This window comes from Candidatus Delongbacteria bacterium (assembly GCA_041675285.1).
GTDB lineage: Bacteria > CAIWAD01 > CAIWAD01 > CAIWAD01 > CAIWAD01 > CAIWAD01.
Genome location: JBAYTZ010000014.1, coordinates 1 through 16,637, shown reverse-complemented (window position 1 = coordinate 16,637; position 16,637 = coordinate 1). Strand labels below are relative to the sequence as shown.

Sequence of the window (16,637 nt, the reverse complement as noted above, 5' to 3'; positions counted from 1 at the left end):
ACAACGCTGATTTCCTCAAAGTGCCTTGGCTGTGCCTCTGTGCCTCTGTGGTGAAAGAGGCAACGGATCAGCGCGGACGCTCGTGCAGCACGCGCGTCCAGCGGCGCAGCACGTAGAGGATCAGATAGGTGGCCAGGCCCGCCAAGAGGGCCAGCTTCTGCCCGCTGCTGAACTCGACGGTCTGCCCGGCGAAGAACTCGCGCAGCACCAGCAGCAGGACGAAGAGTCCCACCAGGGCGAAGAAGCCCGAGAATTCCCGCCGCAGCACGTTCTTCCACGAGAAAGAGAGAGCCCAGGGCTGCCAGCGCGAGACGCGCGGCAGGAAGGCCGGGGTCACGGCGGCCCAGGCCGTGAAGGCCGCGCCGAACTCGCCTTTGATGAATTCCTCTTCGCGCAGCATGACGCGTTCGTAGAAGAGCCAGAAGCCCAGCATGACCAAGAGCGTCAGCCACCAGAGGCCCGGCAGCAGGGCCAGCCCCAGCCACATCAGGGCGTTGCCCACGTAGAGCGGATGCCGCACCACGCTGTACCAGCCCACCGTGTTGAGCTGCTTGGCCACCTGCACGCTGGTATTGCGCCCGCTGGTGCCGTCCGGCGTGTGGCCCACCACGTCGGCGCGGATGAACTGGCCCGCCAGGGAGACGGCCACGCAGGCCCAGATCCAGCTGGCGGAGAGTGGCAGGGCGGCGGAGCCCTCCAGCCAGAGGGCCAGGATCAGCACCGCCAGGAAGACCAGCGGCACATAGCTGCGCAGGCGGAACAGAGTGTCGCCCTGGGTGCAGAGTCGCTGCTGTAGCTCCACGAATCCCCCTGTCAGCTGGACCTTAGCAGCCTGTCGGAACAGGCTCTCAGCCGAACACGTGGCCCGACTGGACCGTCACCCCCGCCTCCGCCGCCTCGTCGCCGGCGTGATACGAGCTGCGCACCAGCGGCCCGGCCTGGATCTTTTCCACGCCCAGGCTCTTGGCGAAGCGCGCGTACTCCAGGAACTGGTCCGGATGTACGTAGCGCTCCACGGGCAGGTGCTGCTTGGTGGGCTGCAGATACTGGCCGATGGTGATGAAGCGCGCGTCGTGGGCCTTGAGGTCGCGGATGAGCTCCAGCACTTCGGCGTCCGTCTCCCCCAGCCCAACCATGAAGCCGCTCTTGGTGAAGAAGCCGGCCTGGGCGGCCCGGCGGATCAATTCGAGGCTCTCCTGGTAGACGGCCTGGGGCCGCACCGTGCGGTAGAGCCGCGCGATGGTCTCCACGTTGTGGTTGAGCACGTCGGGCTTCTCCGCCAGCACCAGACGCAGGCAGGCGGCGTCGCCGCGGAAGTCCGGGATCAGCACCTCGATGGTGGCCTCGGGCAGGGCCTTGCGCACCTTGCGGATGGTCAGCGCGAACAGGCCGGCGCCCTTGTCGGGCAGCTCGTCGCGGTCCACGCTGGTGATCACCACGTGCTTGAGCTGCATCTGGCCGGCGGCTTCCGCCACGCGGTCCGCCTCGTCCCAATCCACCGTGCCCGGCCGGCCGGTCTTCACGTTGCAGAAACCGCAGCTGCGCGTGCAGGTGTCGCCCAGGATCATGAAGGTCGCCGTGCCCTGGGTCCAACACTCGTGCATGTTGGGACAGCGGGCTTCCTCGCAGACGGTGACCAGCTTCTTCTGGCGCAGCAGCTGGTTCATCTTGACCACGCCCGCGCCGGAGGGCAGGCGTACTTTCAGCCAGTCGGGCTTGCGCAGCCGGGGCTCGGCGGGTTGTTCGCTCACGCGAAGCTCCCTTCCTTCAACAAGAAAAAAGCGGCTGGAGGGCCGCGGTGGGGGAACGGCGCGGGGCAGCGACCCACGATGCCGCACATGAGGGTGGATGGGCTCGAACCATCGACCTACGCCTTAAAAGGGCGCTGCTCTGCCACTGAGCTACACCCCCCACACGTCCAGGAGGCGCGCCGCCGGGACGCGTCCAAGATAGGGCGGCTGGGCTTGGAGTGCAACGAAGCCGCCCGGGCGGCCCAGGGCGCCGGCAGGCGGCGGCGGATTCCGGCGGGCTGCGGGCCTATTCCACGTGCACCAACTGCCCGCCCTCCTGGCGGATGGCCTGCTCCGTCTGGTTGTTCATCACCAGGATGGTGATCCGCCGGTTCATGGGATCCTCCGGCCGGTCCGGGAAGAGCAGGGCCTGGCTGGCCAGCCCCACCACCCGGCCGATCTTGTCCGGCGCGAGGCCGCCGCGCAGCAGCTCGCGCCGCGCCGCGTTGGCGCGGTCGCTGGAGAGTTCCCAGTTGGTGTAGGTGGGCGAGCCGTAGGGCAGGGCGTCCGTGTGGCCGCTGATGGAGATGCGGTTGGGCACCGTGGAGACGGCCCGGCCCAGTTCGTGCAGCAGGTCCAGGGCGCTGGGCTCGAGGGTGGCGCTGCCCAGGGCGAACATGGAACTGAACTCTTTGTCCATGATCTGGATGCGCACGCCTTCCGGAGTCATCTCCACCTGGATCTGGTCCTTGTACTGCTCCATGGCGGCGGAGGTGTTGAGTGCGTCCTGGATCTGCGCCTGCAGTTGCTCCAGCGAGGCCTTCTCCGCCTCCTCGCCCCCCGGCGCGCCCAGGTCCGCCTCGCCGCCTTCGGTGCCGGATTCCGTGCCCGAGACGCCGGAGGCGCCGCCCAGATCCACCACCGTGGGATTGTTGAAGTAGTTGGAGATGGCGGCCTTCTGGTTCTTGTCCGCCTGACCCAGGATCCACATCAGCATGAAGAAGGCCATCATGGCGGTGGCGAAGTCGGCGAAGGCCACTTTCCAGGCGCCGCCGTGGTGTCCGTGCGCCGCGACGATGCGCTTGATGACAATGGGCTGCTCGGCCGGTTTTGCGTCCGCCATGACCTATTCCTTCTTCGCGCCGCGGAGGAAGTTGGAGAGCTCCTCGAAGTCCGGCCGGCACTCGGAGGGCACGGTCTTGCGGCCGAACTCCAGCGCGATCTGCGGCGCGTAGCCTTGCAGACTGGCCAGGAAGCAGGTCTTGATGGCCACGAACCAGTCGGCCTGCTGGCGGGCGCGCCGCTCCAGGGCCGTGCTCAGCGGGGCGAACACGCCGTAGGCGAACAGGATGCCCAGGAAGGTGCCCACCAGGGCGGCGGCCACCTTGTGGCCCAGCTCTTCGGCGGGACCATCCAGGGCGCCCATGGTGATCACGATGCCCAGCACGGCGGCCACGATGCCGAATCCCGGCAGGGCGTCCGCGATCCGGTTGACGGCCTGGGCCGGCGCCTCCGCTTCGTGGTGGTGCGTGCCCAGCTCCACGTCCATCAGGTTTTCCAGCTGGAAGGTGTTCATGCTGCCCGACACCACCAGGCGCAGGTAGTCCTGGATGAATTCGATGGTGTGATGGTCGGCCAGGATCTTGGGGTACTTGCTGAAGATCTCGCTGGAGTCCGGCTTGCCGATGTCCGCCTCGATGGCCACCAGCCCCTGGCGCCGGATCTTGTTGAAGACGTCGCCCATCATGCCGAAGAGCTGCAGGTAGTCGGTCTTGGTGTAGCGTGGACCCTTCATCACGGCCGGGATCTCGGCGAGCACGGCCTTGATCACGCTGAAGGGATTGGCGATGATCATCGCACCGAAGGCGGCGCCAAACAGGATCAGCAGCTCCAGCGGTTGCCAAAGGGCCGCGATGTGTCCGCCTTCCAGGACGAAGCCGGTGATCACACAGCCGAAAACAGTGATGATTCCGATGATCAGGTTCACGAAAGAAGTTCCTCGCTGTCAGCCTTAGGCAAGTCCCGCCCGGGACCGTGGCTCGCGCCATCCGTCGGGACTTGTCTGCATGATCGTCACAAGGTGGGCGAATCCTTAGCCGCGCGGCCCGGAGCTTTCAGCGCCGTTTGGCTTTGGGCGCACGCCGCGGCCGGTTTTCCTCAGCTTCCGCGGGAAAGTTCCGCTCCATCCAGTCCTCGTCCCGGTGCTCCAGCACACGCGGATCATCCGCCTCCGCGCCCAGCCAGTGGGCCAGGCGCTGCTCCTCCGCCGCCTGGGCGGCCTGGGGATCCGGCTCGGCCTCCTCGGGCAGCTCCAGCTGCTCGCGCCACCAGCGCAGTTCCGCCTCCCCCATCACCTTGCCGCCCTTGAGAATGGCCGGCTCGCGCGGCGGCTTGGGTTTGGGCGCTTCCGCCGCCCCCATGGCCGCGCCCAGACCCAGTCGACGCAGCAGATCGGCGAAGTCCAGCACGGACAGGCCCAGGCTGCGGGCCTCCTCGCGCCGGGCCGGATCCTCACTCACCAGCACGTAGAGGCAGGCCGACTGCCGACGTCGGGCGTCGCGCTTCAGCCAGGACGCAATCTCCGCCGGCCCGGCCGCCACCCGTTCCAGCACCTGGCCGGGCTGGGAAAAAGCCTCCGCACCACCCCAGGCAGGGCTCGCGAAGAGCCGGATTTCCACGGAATGATCTGCAGTCTTTTTCCCCTGCTCGTTCAGGATTTTCCAAAAGGCTCCTGCCGGACGGAGCCAGCTGGGATGCTGACGCCGCACGTGGAGTTCCATGCCCTGTCCATCAAGCAGATAGCACGTGGTGCTGGTGCTTTTCACTGCCTCTCTCCGGACTTATCCACAAGTTCAAGCCACTGCCGGGGCCGACTGCCGGCCAGACCAAAAAATGGTGGACAAGCTCATTTCACCATTACAAGTCAATGTGTTCCGGAATCGTCGCCCCGGCCATTTTTGTCCGTCCGGGCTTGACAATCCATTAACTCACGAGTTGTCCACAATCTGGCGGCTGGGCCTGGAACTTCCACACTATCAGAAATCCGCAGTGGGCAGAATTGCTCAGTTGGTCGCGGTGGCAGCGCGGTCAGGCTTCCGCGGACTTGGGAGCCCGGGAATCGCCCACCTGCGGCGCTGCGCCGGCCCGGAGGTGGATCTGCATGAAGTCCCGTGCCACGATCACGCCCGGCCAAGCGGCCTCTGCGGCCTGCTGCACGGGTCGCATGTCGCCCATGTAGCGCGTGCTGAAGTGGGTCAGCGCCAGCTGCCGGACCCCCGCCTCCCGGGCCACGCGCACCGCGTCGTCGGTGGTGCTGTGCAGCGTGCGCCGGGCCTGGGCCGCGTCGCCGGGCAGGAAGGTGGCCTCGTGGATCAGCAGGTCGGCGTCCCGGGCCAGCGCCACGGAATTCGCGCAGTAGGTGGTGTCCGTGCAGAAGGCCAGGACCGTGCCCGGCCGCGGCTCGCCCACCAGTTCGGCGCTGCGCACCACCCGCCCGTCAGCCAGGGTGACGTCCATCCCGCGCAGCAGCTGCCCGCGCTCGGGTCCGAAAGGCACGCCTAGAGCGTCGGCCTTCTCGCCGTCGAAGCGGCCCAACCGGGTCTTCTCCTCCAGGCGGTAGCCCAGCGTGTACAGGCGGTGCCGGAGGGGCGCGGCCGTCAGCACGAAATCGTCGGTTTCCAGGACGGGCGTGGGTTCCTGCAGGGCCCCCCACTCCTGGATGATCAGTTCATAGCCAAAGTCCGTCTGGGACAAGCGCTTCATGAAGTCCACGTAGCGGGCCAACCCCGCCGGGCCGGCCAACAGCAGAGGCTCTTCCCGGCGATTGAGCTGGAAGCTGCTGAGCAGGCCGATCAAGCCGTAGAGGTGGTCGCCGTGGAGGTGCGTGATGAAGATCCGGTCGATGCGCCCGCGCCGGAAGCCGCTGTGCAGGATCTGGCGCTGGGTGCCTTCGCCGGCGTCCAGCAGCAGACTTTCCTTCTCGGTCAACAGCGCCAGGGAACTGACGTTGCGCCGCGGGGTGGGGGTGGCGGAACTGGTGCCCAGGAATATCACGTCGATCATGCGGGCGCGTCTTTCTCAAACTCAGCCGGGTTCCGAGGGGCGCTCCCGAGGCTTTGGCGGCTACAGTTAGCGCACTCTCTTGAGCTTTGATAGATATTTTTCGGAACTTTGGCTAATCAAAATTCACAGCCTGCAAGGGCACATGGCGTCCACGCAGGAGGTGGAGAATAGTAAAGCCCCGCCGTCTTGTCGCATCGGTGGGGAAACGCTACTCTCATCCGGTAAACCCCTGTCGGTCTTGACCTTCACGGGATTCATCATAAAGGAGGCCCATATGAGCCGCATTAATCCCAAGGACGTGCACGCCGTCATCGGCAAGCACATGCTGGTGGACGCCCTCGATCTGGTCGTCGACCTGCAACACAGCCACGGAAGCTGGATCCGCGACGCGCGCACCGGGCGCGACGTCCTGGACATGACCAGCTTTTTCGCTTCCAACGCGGTGGGAATCAACCACCCGAAGCTGACGGAACCGGCCTTCCTGGCCGAAATCGGCTGGGCCGCCATCAACAAGGTGACCAACAGCGATTTCTACACCTGCGAGATGGCCGAGACCGTCGCGGTCTTCGGCGAGGTGGGCATTCCCGATTACCTGCCCCACCTCTTCTTCATCGAGGGCGGCACCCTGGCGGTGGAGAACGCCCTCAAGACGGCTTTCGACTGGAAGCACCGGATGAACCTGGCCGCCGGCCGGGTGGTCCACGAGAACAAGCTCTCCATCCTGCATTTCAAGAACGCCTTCCACGGCCGTTCGGGCTACACGCTCTCCATGACCAACACCCACGACCCGCGCAAGTACATGTACTTCCCGCGCTTCGATTGGCCGCGGGTGGATCCGCCCTACATGCTGTACCCGGCCGGTGAGGCCGAGAGCGCCCGCGTCGGCGCGGCCGAAGAAGCCTGCTATGCCGCCATCCGCGGCGCGGCGGCCGCCCGTCCGCACGAAATCGCCGGACTGATCGTCGAAGGCGTCATGGGCGAAGGCGGCGATCGCCACTTCCGGCCGGAGTTCTTCCAGGGGCTGCGCCGCCTCTGCGACGAGCTGGAGATCTTCTTCATCATCGACGAAGTGCAGAGCGGGATGGGCATGACGGGCAAGTTCTGGGCCCACCAGCACCACGGCGTCCAGCCCGACGCCATCAGCTTCGGCAAGAAGGCCCAGGTCTGCGGCATCCTGGCCGGACCGCGGGTGGACACGGTGGAGCACAACGTCTTCCGCGAGCCCTCGCGCATCAACAGCACCTGGGGCGGCAACCTGGTGGACATGATCCGCTTCCGCCGCATCCTGGAGATCATGCGCGACGAGAACCTGGTGGAGAACGCCCGGATCATGGGCGAGCGCCTGCTGGCCGGCCTGCACGAGATCCAGACCCGCCACGCCCAGGTCAGCCAGACTCGCGGTCTGGGCCTGATGTGTGCCCTGGACGTGGATCCCGAGCAGCGCAAGGAGATCAAGCGCCGCTGCTACGATCAGGGCATGCTCGTGCTGCCCTGCGGCGAGAAGAGCATCCGCATCCGGCCGCATCTGGCGGTCTCGGCCCCGGACATCGACCGGGCGCTGGAAATCCTGGACACGGCCCTGAAGGGTTGAGGTCCGGCGACCTGAGCATCACGGGACAGGGGCGCGCTGCGGCGCGCCCCTTCCTCTCCTGCGAGAACGCCGCCCGGCATGCGGTCAGCGCGGCTTTCATTTATCACTTTCCAGCATGAAGCATTTATCCCTGGACCTGCCCGCCGTCCGCGCTCATCTGGTGCGCTTCCTGCGGGAATCCATCCGCGGAACCGGACACGAGCGCGCCGTCCTGGGCCTCTCCGGCGGGATCGATTCCGCCCTGGTGGCCGCCCTGGCAGCGGAAGCCCTGGGCCCCGCGAATGTGCTGGCCCTGATCCTGCCCTGGCGCGGCTCCCAGCCCGCCTCCGCCGCCGACGCCCGCCAGTTGGCCGGGCAGCTGGGCCTGGAGACGCGGGAGATCGACATCACGCCCATGACCCTGGACTTCGCCCGGGGCCTGGCCCCGGCGCTGGGCGAACCCGATCCGCGCCGGCTGGGTAACGTGATGGCCCGCTGCCGGATGGTCTGCATTTTCGACGCGGCGCTGGCCTGGCAGGCCCTGCCGCTGGGCACCTCCAACAAGACCGAGCTGCTGCTGGGTTACGGCACCTGGTACGGCGACCTGGCCAGCGCCGTCAATCCCATCGGCGACCTCTACAAGCAGCAGGTCTTCGCCCTGGCCCGCGAGCTGGGGATCCCCGCCGCCATCCTGGACAAGGCCCCCAGCGCCGACCTGGAGGAAGGCCAGACCGACGAGGCCGACCTGGGCTGGAGCTATGAACTGATGGATCGCATCCTGGTCCGCGCGGTGGACCTGCGCCGCCCGCGCGCCGAGATCGTCGCCGAGGGCTTTCCGCCGGAGGCCGTGGACGGGCTGCTGGACCGGGTGGCCCGCAGCCACTTCAAGCGCCTGCCCCCGGTGATCGCCAAGGTGGGGCCGCGGGCCATCGGCGCGGACTGGCTCTACCAGCGGGACAGCCGGTCGTGAGCGCCCCGCGCGCGGAGGGCGGCCGGCTGATCCTGGTCCCCACGCCCATCGGCAATCTGGGCGACATGACCCTGCGTGCCGTGGAGGTATTGAAGGAGGCCCAGCACATCGCCGCGGAGGACACGCGCCTCTCCCGTCGCCTGCTGGACCACTTCGGCATCGCCACGCCCATGAGCTCCTACCACGACTTCTCCACCGAGCGGGAACGGCAGCGGCTGGTGGCGCGTTTGCGCGCGGGCGAAACCGTGGCCCTGATCAGCGACGCCGGCATGCCGGGCATTTCCGATCCGGCCTACCGGCTGGTGAACGCGGCGCTGGACGAGGGTTTCCCGGTGAGCGCGCTGCCCGGCGCCAGCAGCATCCTGCCGGCCCTGGCCGCCAGCGGGCTGCCCACGGACCGCTTCCGTTTCCTGGGCTTCCTGCCGCGCAAGAAAGGCCGGCAGACGGCGCTGGCGGAACTGGCCGCCTCGCCGGAGACGACAGTCTTCCTCGAGGCTCCGCACCGGCTGGAGCACACGCTTGCCGCCCTGGCGGAGAGCGTGCCCGGGCGCCGGCTCTGCGTGGCACGGGAGATCAGCAAGCTGCACGAGGAGTTCGTGCGCGGCGACGTGGCGGAGGTCCAGCGGCATTTCGCGGAAACCGGCGTGCGGGGCGAGTTCGTCCTGGTGCTGGAGGGCGCCCGGGCCAGCGACCGGCGCCACAAGCGGGGCAAGGACGACAGCCCGGAGGACGAGGAGTAGATGTATCCCACCCTGTTCCAGCTCGGCAACTTCCGCCTGTCCACCTATGGGTTGATGATGATGCTGGCCTTCCTGGCCGGCATTTTCCTGGCCGTCCGCCGGGGCAGGAGCCGGGGCATCCCCAAGGAGTTCGTCGAGAACCTCTCCACGGCCATCCTGCTGGGCTCCATGCTGGGCGCGCGCGGGCTCTACGTCCTGACCCATGTGGAGGAATTCCGCGGCGACTGGTGGTCCGTCGTCAACCCCATCCAGCCCGACGGCAACTTCGGCATCGCCGGTCTGGTGCTGCTGGGCGGCGTGCTGGCGGCCATCCCCGTCGCCATCTGGTACACGCGCAAGAGCGGCCACTCCGTGCTGGACGTCATTGACCTGCTCTCCCCCAGCCTGGCTCTGGGCATGGCGCTGGGCCGGGTGGGCTGCCTGCTCAACGGCTGCTGCTACGGCAAGTCCTGCGACCTGCCCTGGGCCCTCACCTATCCCGAGCACAGCCACCTGCACAGCCTGGGACCGGTGCATCCCACCCAGGTCTACCTGATCGCGGCGGACCTCGTGCTGATGACGATCCTCCTGCTCGCGGCGCGCGCGCGGCGCTTCCCGGGCCAGATCTTCGCCCTGTTCCTGATCTGCTACTCGCCGGCCCGCTTCATCGTGGAGTTCCTGCGCGACTACGAGGCCTCGATGATCCTTGGCCAGTTGGGCCCCTGGTCGGTCACCACCAGCCAGCTGCTCACGCTGGGGATGTTCGCGGTGGGCTTGGTCCTCTATCGCAGCCTGGCGGCCCGGGCCGGCCGGAGTGCCACGTGAACGGACGCCTGCTCAGCCTCGAGGGGCTGGATGGCTGCGGCAAGAGCACCCAGCTCCGGCGCGTGGAGGCCTGGCTGCTGGAGCGCGGCTGGCGCGTGGCCTGCTTCCGGGAGCCCGGTGGCTCGCGCATCTCGGAGGCTGTGCGCGGCCTCCTGCTGGATCCCGCGCACACGGCCATGGCCGGCGAGACCGAACTGCTCTTGTACACCGCCGCGCGGATCCAGCTGCTGAAGGAGCGCGTGCTGCCGGCGCTGGTCGAAGGCCAGATCGTGCTGCTGGACCGCTTCGCCGACAGCACCACGGCCTACCAGGGCCACGGCCGGCGCCTGCCCCTGGAGACGGTCCGCACGCTCAACGGGCTGGTGCGCGAACTGGCCTGGCCCGAGCGCACCTGGTGGCTGGACCTGCCGGCCGCCGCCGCCCTGGCTCGCACCGGCGGCCGGGACCGGATGGAACGCGCCGGGCTGGAGTTCTTCCAGCGCGTGGCCGCCGGGTATCAGACGATTTGTCGGGACGAGCCCGCGCGCGTGCTGCGCGTGGACGCGGACGGCTCGCCCGCTGACGTGTTCCAGCGCATCGAAACCGATCTGCTCCGCCTGTTTCCAGGCAGAAGGGACCCTTCATGAAGCGCATGATCCGCCTCCTCCCCCTCTTGCTCCTGTTCCTGATGGGCGCCGGCCAGCAGCCCGACCGGGAAGTCTACCTGCAGGACGTGCACGACAACCTGATCCGCTTCGGCGAGGTTTATCGCAACCTGGCCTTCCGCTACGTGGACCAGATCAACCCCGAGGCCGCCATGAATGCGGCCATCCGCGGCCTGCTGGACGAGCTCGATCCTTACTCGGACTACTTCATCGAAGAAGCCGCCCAGGAGCTGGACGACATGTCCCGCGGCCAGTACGGCGGCATCGGGATGGAGGTGGGCCTGCGCGGATCGGAGAAACGCATCACGGTGATCAGTCCCTTCGAGGGCTCGCCCTCCTGGAAAGCCGGCCTGAAACCCGGCGACGAGATCACGCGCGTGGACAGCGTGGACGTGACGGGCAAGCCGCTCTCCGACGTGGTGCGGCTGATCAAGGGCGCGCCCGGCAGCCCCGTCACCATGGGCATCCGGCGCAGTGGCTCGCGGGAGGTCAAGGACTACACGCTGGTCCGCGAGCTGATCAACATCCAGGACGTGAAACTGGCCGAGCTGGTGGATCCCGCCACGGGCACGGGCTACGTGCGGCTGGTGCGCTTCTCCGGGCTGGCCGGCGAGAATCTGGCCACGGCCATCGAGGAGCTGAAAGCCAAAGGTCTCAAGCGCCTGGTCCTGGACCTGCGCGGCAATCCCGGCGGCCTGCTGCGCGAGGCGGCGGCGGTCTCCGAGCTCTTCCTGCCCAAGGGCACGCCCATCGTGGTCACCCGCGGCCGCAACAACGAGCTGATCAAGGAAATCCGCGCCGAGCGCGATCCGGTCTTCACGGGTGAGCTGGTGGTGCTGGTGGACGGCGGCAGCGCCAGCGCCAGCGAGATCGTGGCCGGCTGCCTGCAGGACCACGATCGCGCGCTGATCGTGGGTCAGCAGAGTTTCGGCAAGGGTCTGGTGCAGAGCGTGCTGGACCTGGACGAGGAAGCCAAGATGAAGCTCACCACCGCGCGCTACTACCTGCCCTCGGGCCGCCTGATCCAGCGCATCGACTACTTCGAGAAGAACGAGGTGCTGGACCACGTGGCGGACAGCACGCTGGCGGACACGCTCTTCCACACCGAGCAGGGCCGGCCCGTGATCAGCGGTCGCGGCATCACGCCGGACGTGGAGGTGAAGCCCGAGCGCCAGAGCTGGCTGGCGGTGGAACTCTGGCGCGCCAACCAGTTCGCGGACTTCGTGGACGACCGCTCCGCCGCCGGCGCCCTGCCCGCGGACGCGAGCGGCACCAGCCTGCTGGCGGACTTCCGCGCCTACCTGAACGAGAAGGAGTTCAAGTACCAGCCCCGGGGCTCGGTGCAGCTGGACGAATTGAAGAAGATTCTCGAGGAGGAGCGCGTGGGCCCCGAGGGCGCCAAGGCCCTGGAGTCCATGCGCGCCGCGCTGGGCGACAATCTGCCCCAGCAGTTCAAGGCCCACGAGGATGAGCTGGCGCAGCTGCTGGATCTCGAGCTGATCGACCACCGCGCCGGCCAGGCGGCCCGCTCGCGCGAGGCGCTCAAGCAGGACCAGGTCTTCCAGCAGGCCCTGCAGCTGCTGTCCGGCAAAGGCGAGTACCGGCGCGCGCTGGGTCTGCAGGGCACATGATCCCCGCGCTCTTCCTGGATTTCGACGGCACGCTGACCGAGGAGGACACGCTGGTCCAGCTGCTGGACCAGTTCGGACGGCGCCTGCCCGACGGCCGGGACTGGCGGGCCATCGAATTCGACGACAGCCTGCCGGAGAACGTCAAACTGCAGGCGGAGATGGATCTGCTGGACCTGCCCCTGGCCGAGGCCCTGGCCTGGCTGGACGGCGCCACGCGCCTGCGCGCGGGCTGCGCCGAGTTCCTGCGGGAGGCCGCCGGTCAGGGTCTGGAACCGGTGGTTCTCAGCGGCGGACTGCTGCCCCTCATCCGGCACGTGCTGGGTCCGCTGGCCGCGCTGGTCCAGGTGCGCGCCAACGATCTGCGCGTGGAGCCCGGCCGCTGGCGCGTGCTGCCGGCCCACTCGCCGCGCATCCGCAACCAGTGCAACCATTGCAAGACCTGGCATCTGCGCCAACGCCAGCAGCAGGGCCGGCCCGTGATCTACGTGGGCGACGGTGCCACGGATTTCTGCCCGGCCCGCGAGGCCGAGCTGGTGTTCGCCCGCTCCAGCCTGGCTGGACAGCTGCGCAGCGAAGGGCGGAGCTTCCTGTCCTTCACTACCTTTGACCAGGTGGCGGAGGAGCTGCGGAATCGCGACTGGCGGCTGTCTCCGGCCCGTCCTTGAGCCGGCCCGGGCGGGTTGGCGTTGGACCCACACCCGACCGCGCCAAGACAGGGGACCGCATGCGTTTCAACACCCGGGCCATCCACGCCGGCAATCAGGTCGACCCGTTGACGGGCGCCATCTGCCAACCCATTTTCCAGAGCTCGACCTTCGTCCAGGAAGACATCGGTGTCACACGGGGCTACGACTACTCCCGCGCGGGCAATCCCACCCGCAGCGCGCTGGAAGCCAATCTGGCCGCGCTGGAAAACGCCCGCCACGGGCACGCTTTCTCCTCCGGCCTGGCCGCCCTGCAGGGCCTGATGCACCTGCTGCGCCAGGGCGACGAACTGGTCTGCAGCGCGGGCGTCTACGGCGGAACCTGGCGCTTCCTCACCCAGGTGATGGAACCCTGGGGCCTGCGCAGCCGCTTCGTGGACACGGCGGAGCTGGATCAGGTGCGCGCGGCCCTTACGCCGGCCACACGCCTGCTCTTCGTGGAGACGCCCACCAATCCCATGATGCGCCTGAGCGACATCCGTGCCCTGGCCGCCCTCTGCAAGGAGCGGGGCGTGCTGCTGGTGGTGGACAACACCTTCCTCTCGCCCTATTTCCAGTCGCCGCTGGCGCTGGGTGCGGACATCGTCCTGCACTCCTGCACCAAGTACCTGGGCGGACACAGCGACATGATCATGGGCGTGCTGATGCACAACAGCGATGAGCTGCAGACCAAACTGGCCTTCGTGCAGAAGAGTGCGGGGGCGGTGCCCGGGCCCTTCGAGTGCTTCCTGCTGCTACGCAGCACCAAGACCCTGGGCGTGCGCATGGAGCGCCACTTCGAGAACGCCCTGCGCGTGGCCCACTACCTCGAGGAGCATCCGGCGGTGACCGCCGTGCACTATCCGGGCCTGCCCACCCACCCGCAGCACGACCTGGCCCAGCGCCAGATGCAGGGCTACGGCGGCATGCTCTCCTTCGAGTTGAAGAACTACGAGGCCGCCCGGACCGTCGCGCGTGCGTTGAAGATCTTCAGCCTGGCGGAGTCCCTGGGCGGCGTGGAGAGCCTGGTCAACCACCCGGTGGGCATGACCCACGCCTCGGTGCCCCGGGCTCAGCGCGAGTCCTACGGTCTGACGGACGCCCTGCTGCGGCTTAGCGTGGGCATCGAAGACGTCCAGGATCTGGTGGACGACCTGGCCCAGGCCCTGGCGCTGGCGAACTGACGTAGCATTGGACACGAAGAACACGAAGCTGCACGAAGGCGACTGAAGGATGGATTTCGAAGTGGCTCCAGCTGCCGCTGAACTCCAGACCCTCACATCGGCTTCGTGCCCTTCTCCGCTCTTCGTGACCTTCGTGTCCCTCTAACAAAGGAATAGCCCGTGAGCGAGGCCACTTGGACCACGTCCATCACCAAGACGGCCGCCGGCGAGTTGCGCGTGCGCGGCTACGAGATCACCGCGATGATCCGCCAGCTGACCTTCGCCCAGACCGTCTTCCTGATCCTCAAGGGCGAGCTGCCCAGCGCGGCCGAGGCGCGGATGATGGAGGGCATGCTGGTCTCCTCCATCGACCACGGCATCACGCCGCCTTCCAACTTGGCGGCCCGCACGGTGATGAGCGGCGGCAACAGCCTGAACGCCGCGGTAGCCGCGGGCGTGCTGACCATCGGCGACAGCCACGGCGGCGCCATCGAGCAGTGCGCGAAGATTCTCCAGGAGGCCGTGGCCAAGGGCGAGGACGCCCCGGCGCTGGTGGCCCGCTTCAAGGCGGCGGGCAAGCGCATTCCGGGCTACGGGCACCGCATCCACGCCCGCGACCCGCGTTCCAGCGCTCTGTTCACGCTGGCCGACGAGTGCGGCTTCACGGGTCCACACATCCGCTTGGCGGCGGCCCTGATGGAGGAGCTGGAGAAGGGATCAGCGCACAAGCTGCCGCTCAATGTGGACGGCGCCATCGCGGCCATCATCTCGGAGATGGGCTTCGATTGGCGGCTGGGCAAGGGCTTCTTCCTCATCGCCCGCGTGCCCGGGCTGGTGGCCCACGTCTTCGAGGAGTGGACCACCCAGAAGCCCATGCGCAAGCTGGGGCCGCTGGGCGGCGAATACGCCGGTCCCGCGGATCGCGAGCTGCCCTAGCACGGCCAAGGCAGGACACGAAGGCCACGAAGATTCACGAAGAGCGGGAAGAGGCCGTGGTTTGGAGTTCCTGATCTCATGACCTCACCCGATCATGAATGGAATCCCGTCACCCAACCAGAATCTTCGTGTTCTTCTCTTCTCTTCGTGCCCTTCGTGTCCGTTTCCCGAGGAGAGACCCCATGCTGAGAGCGCTGTTCCGCGGCGGCTTCATCGGCGGCCTGACGGCCTTCCTTTGGACTGCCTTCTCCTGGAGCGTGCTCTCCTGGCATCAGGCCACCTTGCTCCCGCTGTCCGATGAGGCCGCGGCGCAGGCCTTTCTGAGACAGGCGGCGCCAGCGTCCGGCGTCTATCTGCTGCCCAATCCCCACCACCAGCCCGCCGGCCTGCCCGACGACTCCCTGATCGCCCGGCTGGACGGCCAGTTGGACGCTTCCCGCCAGGGTCCCGTGGCCTTTTTGGCCGTGCGCGCCGCGGGCCAGGATCCCGCCCATCCCGCCTGGTTCCTCAACACCCTGCTGATCCATCTGCTGGGCGCCACCCTGCTGACCCTGGTGGCCTGGCAGCTGCGCGCCCTGCCCTTCTGGAAACGCTGGGGCGTGCTGGAACTAGCCGTGCTGGCGGGTGGCGTGCTCAACCAACTACCCGATTGGAACTGGTGGCACGCCGGCCCAGCCTGGACGCTCACTAATCTGGCGGACCTGCTGCTCGGCTGGGGCATCACGGGCCTGATCATCAGCTGGGCCGTGGGCAGCGGAAAATCCTTCACCGACCCGCGCGCCTGATCCCGCCGGAATCGCCCTCCCAGACCCCCATTCCACACCTCGATCCCGACCGGCCCGGCCGCAGCTCCCTCAGCTTTGTGCCCCGAAATCGCTTCCCAGCAGCCCAGCTTTGAAACTGGTTCAGGAAGGCAGCCGATTCTGGCATAAGTTCTGCGTTGTCATTAGGATACCAGGGGCACAGATTGCGCCAGCTGTTGCGCAAATCCGAGCGCTGGGAAACGAGATCGCTGGATTATTCGGACTCCCCAACTTCTGGCTGGGGAGATGGGACGTTTTATGTCCCTTTGGCAAAGTGACCCTGAGCATTCTTGCTTGGAGGGAGCACAATTTCAGTCACTCGTCGTTGGGGCCGTATCCAAACCGCATGACTGCCGACCCTGGTTATCGCGCCGACGTTGTTCTGAACATATTTGCATTATGGTCGCATTGAAACTGAACCCCCACACGTCGAGATTTCAATATTCCACGAAGGGAATTCAAAATGTTCCACCGCGTTTCCGCCGCTGGTCGCTTCGATCCATCGTCTTCCACCCGTCCCATCATCCGGGCCTTGTCCGCGCTGTTTTCTCTGACTCTGGTTCTGACCCCGGCGTGGGCCGCCCCGCTGGGCCCGACGCAGGTGAGCGCCATGGCCGCGGCCTGGGCCGCCCGGAGCGCGGGCTTCCAGGATGCCCAGATCAGCAGCGTCCACGCGCTGGCCTGGGACGCCGCCGAGCCGGTCTTCTATCTGGTCAGCCTGAATCAGGGCGGCTGGATCCTGGCCTCGGGCGACGACGCCCTGCGCCCGGTGGTCGGCTGGTCCGCGCAAGGCCTGCTGGACGGCGAGCTGCCCCCGGCCCTGGTGACGCGCCTGCAGGAAGAGGAGCGCGCGGTGCTGACCCTGCGCGCCACCGGCGGCAGCTGCGCCGAGAATCAGGCG

17 protein-coding genes and 1 tRNA gene are annotated in these 16,637 nt (G+C 67.6%); 11 read left to right on the top strand and 7 right to left on the bottom strand.

Annotation, left to right across the window (positions count from 1 at the left end):
• Positions 1-67: 67 nt before the first annotated feature.
• The 7 genes from WC326_12785 to rnz all read right to left on the bottom strand — a co-directional run bounded on the left by WC326_12785 (position 68) and on the right by rnz (position 5,792).
• Positions 68-802 carry an isoprenylcysteine carboxylmethyltransferase family protein gene (locus WC326_12785; GenBank protein ID MFA7331937.1) on the bottom strand — a complete coding sequence of 245 codons (735 nt, stop codon included), beginning with the start codon at positions 800-802 and terminating at the stop codon, positions 68-70.
• Between the two features lie 46 nt (positions 803-848).
• On the bottom strand, positions 849-1,751 hold the full coding sequence (gene lipA / locus WC326_12780) for a lipoyl synthase (GenBank protein MFA7331936.1): 903 nt from the start codon (positions 1,749-1,751) through the stop codon (positions 849-851).
• A gap of 88 nt (positions 1,752-1,839) precedes the next feature.
• Positions 1,840-1,911 (bottom strand) — tRNA-Lys (locus tag WC326_12775).
• A gap of 126 nt (positions 1,912-2,037) precedes the next feature.
• On the bottom strand, positions 2,038-2,853 hold the full coding sequence (locus tag WC326_12770; GenBank protein MFA7331935.1) for a flagellar motor protein MotB: 816 nt from the start codon (positions 2,851-2,853) through the stop codon (positions 2,038-2,040).
• Positions 2,854-2,856: 3 nt separating this feature from the next.
• A complete protein-coding gene (motA, locus tag WC326_12765) occupies positions 2,857-3,717 on the bottom strand; it encodes a flagellar motor stator protein MotA (protein ID MFA7331934.1) in 861 nt (286 codons plus the stop codon).
• A 127-nt stretch (positions 3,718-3,844) separates the two neighbouring features.
• Entirely contained in the window at positions 3,845-4,555 is a 711-nt protein-coding gene (locus tag WC326_12760) for a hypothetical protein (GenBank protein MFA7331933.1), read from the bottom strand.
• A 262-nt stretch (positions 4,556-4,817) separates the two neighbouring features.
• Positions 4,818-5,792 carry a ribonuclease Z gene (gene rnz, locus WC326_12755; protein MFA7331932.1) on the bottom strand — a complete coding sequence of 325 codons (975 nt, stop codon included), beginning with the start codon at positions 5,790-5,792 and terminating at the stop codon, positions 4,818-4,820.
• Positions 5,793-6,066: 274 nt separating this feature from the next.
• Between rnz and lat the strand changes: the two genes are divergently transcribed.
• The 11 genes from lat to WC326_12700 all read left to right on the top strand — a co-directional run.
• Positions 6,067-7,383, top strand: coding sequence for an L-lysine 6-transaminase (lat, locus tag WC326_12750; GenBank protein ID MFA7331931.1), 1,317 nt, complete (start codon positions 6,067-6,069; stop codon positions 7,381-7,383).
• A 115-nt stretch (positions 7,384-7,498) separates the two neighbouring features.
• On the top strand, positions 7,499-8,332 hold the full coding sequence (locus WC326_12745; protein MFA7331930.1) for an NAD+ synthase: 834 nt from the start codon (positions 7,499-7,501) through the stop codon (positions 8,330-8,332).
• Positions 8,329-9,072, top strand: a complete 744-nt coding sequence (gene rsmI / locus WC326_12740) for a 16S rRNA (cytidine(1402)-2'-O)-methyltransferase (protein MFA7331929.1) — start codon at positions 8,329-8,331, stop codon at positions 9,070-9,072. The genes WC326_12745 and rsmI overlap by 4 nt, the downstream gene beginning before the upstream one ends.
• A complete protein-coding gene (gene lgt / locus WC326_12735; GenBank protein ID MFA7331928.1) occupies positions 9,073-9,876 on the top strand; it encodes a prolipoprotein diacylglyceryl transferase in 804 nt (267 codons plus the stop codon).
• On the top strand, positions 9,873-10,502 hold the full coding sequence (gene tmk / locus WC326_12730) for a dTMP kinase (protein ID MFA7331927.1): 630 nt from the start codon (positions 9,873-9,875) through the stop codon (positions 10,500-10,502). The genes lgt and tmk overlap by 4 nt, the downstream gene beginning before the upstream one ends.
• Complete coding sequence (locus tag WC326_12725; GenBank protein MFA7331926.1) at positions 10,499-12,151, top strand: S41 family peptidase; 1,653 nt, start codon at positions 10,499-10,501, stop codon at positions 12,149-12,151. Before tmk ends, WC326_12725 begins: the two co-directional genes overlap by 4 nt.
• Positions 12,148-12,816: an HAD-IB family phosphatase gene (locus WC326_12720; protein ID MFA7331925.1), complete on the top strand. Its 669-nt coding sequence runs from the start codon at positions 12,148-12,150 to the stop codon at positions 12,814-12,816. Before WC326_12725 ends, WC326_12720 begins: the two co-directional genes overlap by 4 nt.
• A gap of 59 nt (positions 12,817-12,875) precedes the next feature.
• Positions 12,876-14,018 carry an aminotransferase class I/II-fold pyridoxal phosphate-dependent enzyme gene (locus WC326_12715; GenBank protein ID MFA7331924.1) on the top strand — a complete coding sequence of 381 codons (1,143 nt, stop codon included), beginning with the start codon at positions 12,876-12,878 and terminating at the stop codon, positions 14,016-14,018.
• 159 nt (positions 14,019-14,177) lie between these two features.
• Entirely contained in the window at positions 14,178-14,933 is a 756-nt protein-coding gene (locus WC326_12710) for a citryl-CoA lyase (GenBank protein MFA7331923.1), read from the top strand.
• 182 nt (positions 14,934-15,115) lie between these two features.
• Positions 15,116-15,718, top strand: a complete 603-nt coding sequence (locus WC326_12705) for a hypothetical protein (protein ID MFA7331922.1) — start codon at positions 15,116-15,118, stop codon at positions 15,716-15,718.
• 481 nt (positions 15,719-16,199) lie between these two features.
• Positions 16,200-16,637 (top strand): Spi family protease inhibitor (locus tag WC326_12700; GenBank protein MFA7331921.1); only part of this gene is annotated, 438 nt, incomplete at its 3' end.

Coding starts and splice junctions, on each gene's coding strand:
- WC326_12725 (MFA7331926.1), top strand. CDS start 10,499: ATGAAGCGCATGATCCGCCTCCTCCCCCTCTTGCTCCTGTTCCTGATG.
- lgt (MFA7331928.1), top strand. CDS start 9,073: ATGTATCCCACCCTGTTCCAGCTCGGCAACTTCCGCCTGTCCACCTAT.
- WC326_12770 (MFA7331935.1), bottom strand. CDS start 2,853: ATGGCGGACGCAAAACCGGCCGAGCAGCCCATTGTCATCAAGCGCATC.
- WC326_12705 (MFA7331922.1), top strand. CDS start 15,116: ATGCTGAGAGCGCTGTTCCGCGGCGGCTTCATCGGCGGCCTGACGGCC.
- lat (MFA7331931.1), top strand. CDS start 6,067: ATGAGCCGCATTAATCCCAAGGACGTGCACGCCGTCATCGGCAAGCAC.
- WC326_12715 (MFA7331924.1), top strand. CDS start 12,876: ATGCGTTTCAACACCCGGGCCATCCACGCCGGCAATCAGGTCGACCCG.
- WC326_12745 (MFA7331930.1), top strand. CDS start 7,499: ATGAAGCATTTATCCCTGGACCTGCCCGCCGTCCGCGCTCATCTGGTG.
- rnz (MFA7331932.1), bottom strand. CDS start 5,792: ATGATCGACGTGATATTCCTGGGCACCAGTTCCGCCACCCCCACCCCG.
- WC326_12720 (MFA7331925.1), top strand. CDS start 12,148: ATGATCCCCGCGCTCTTCCTGGATTTCGACGGCACGCTGACCGAGGAG.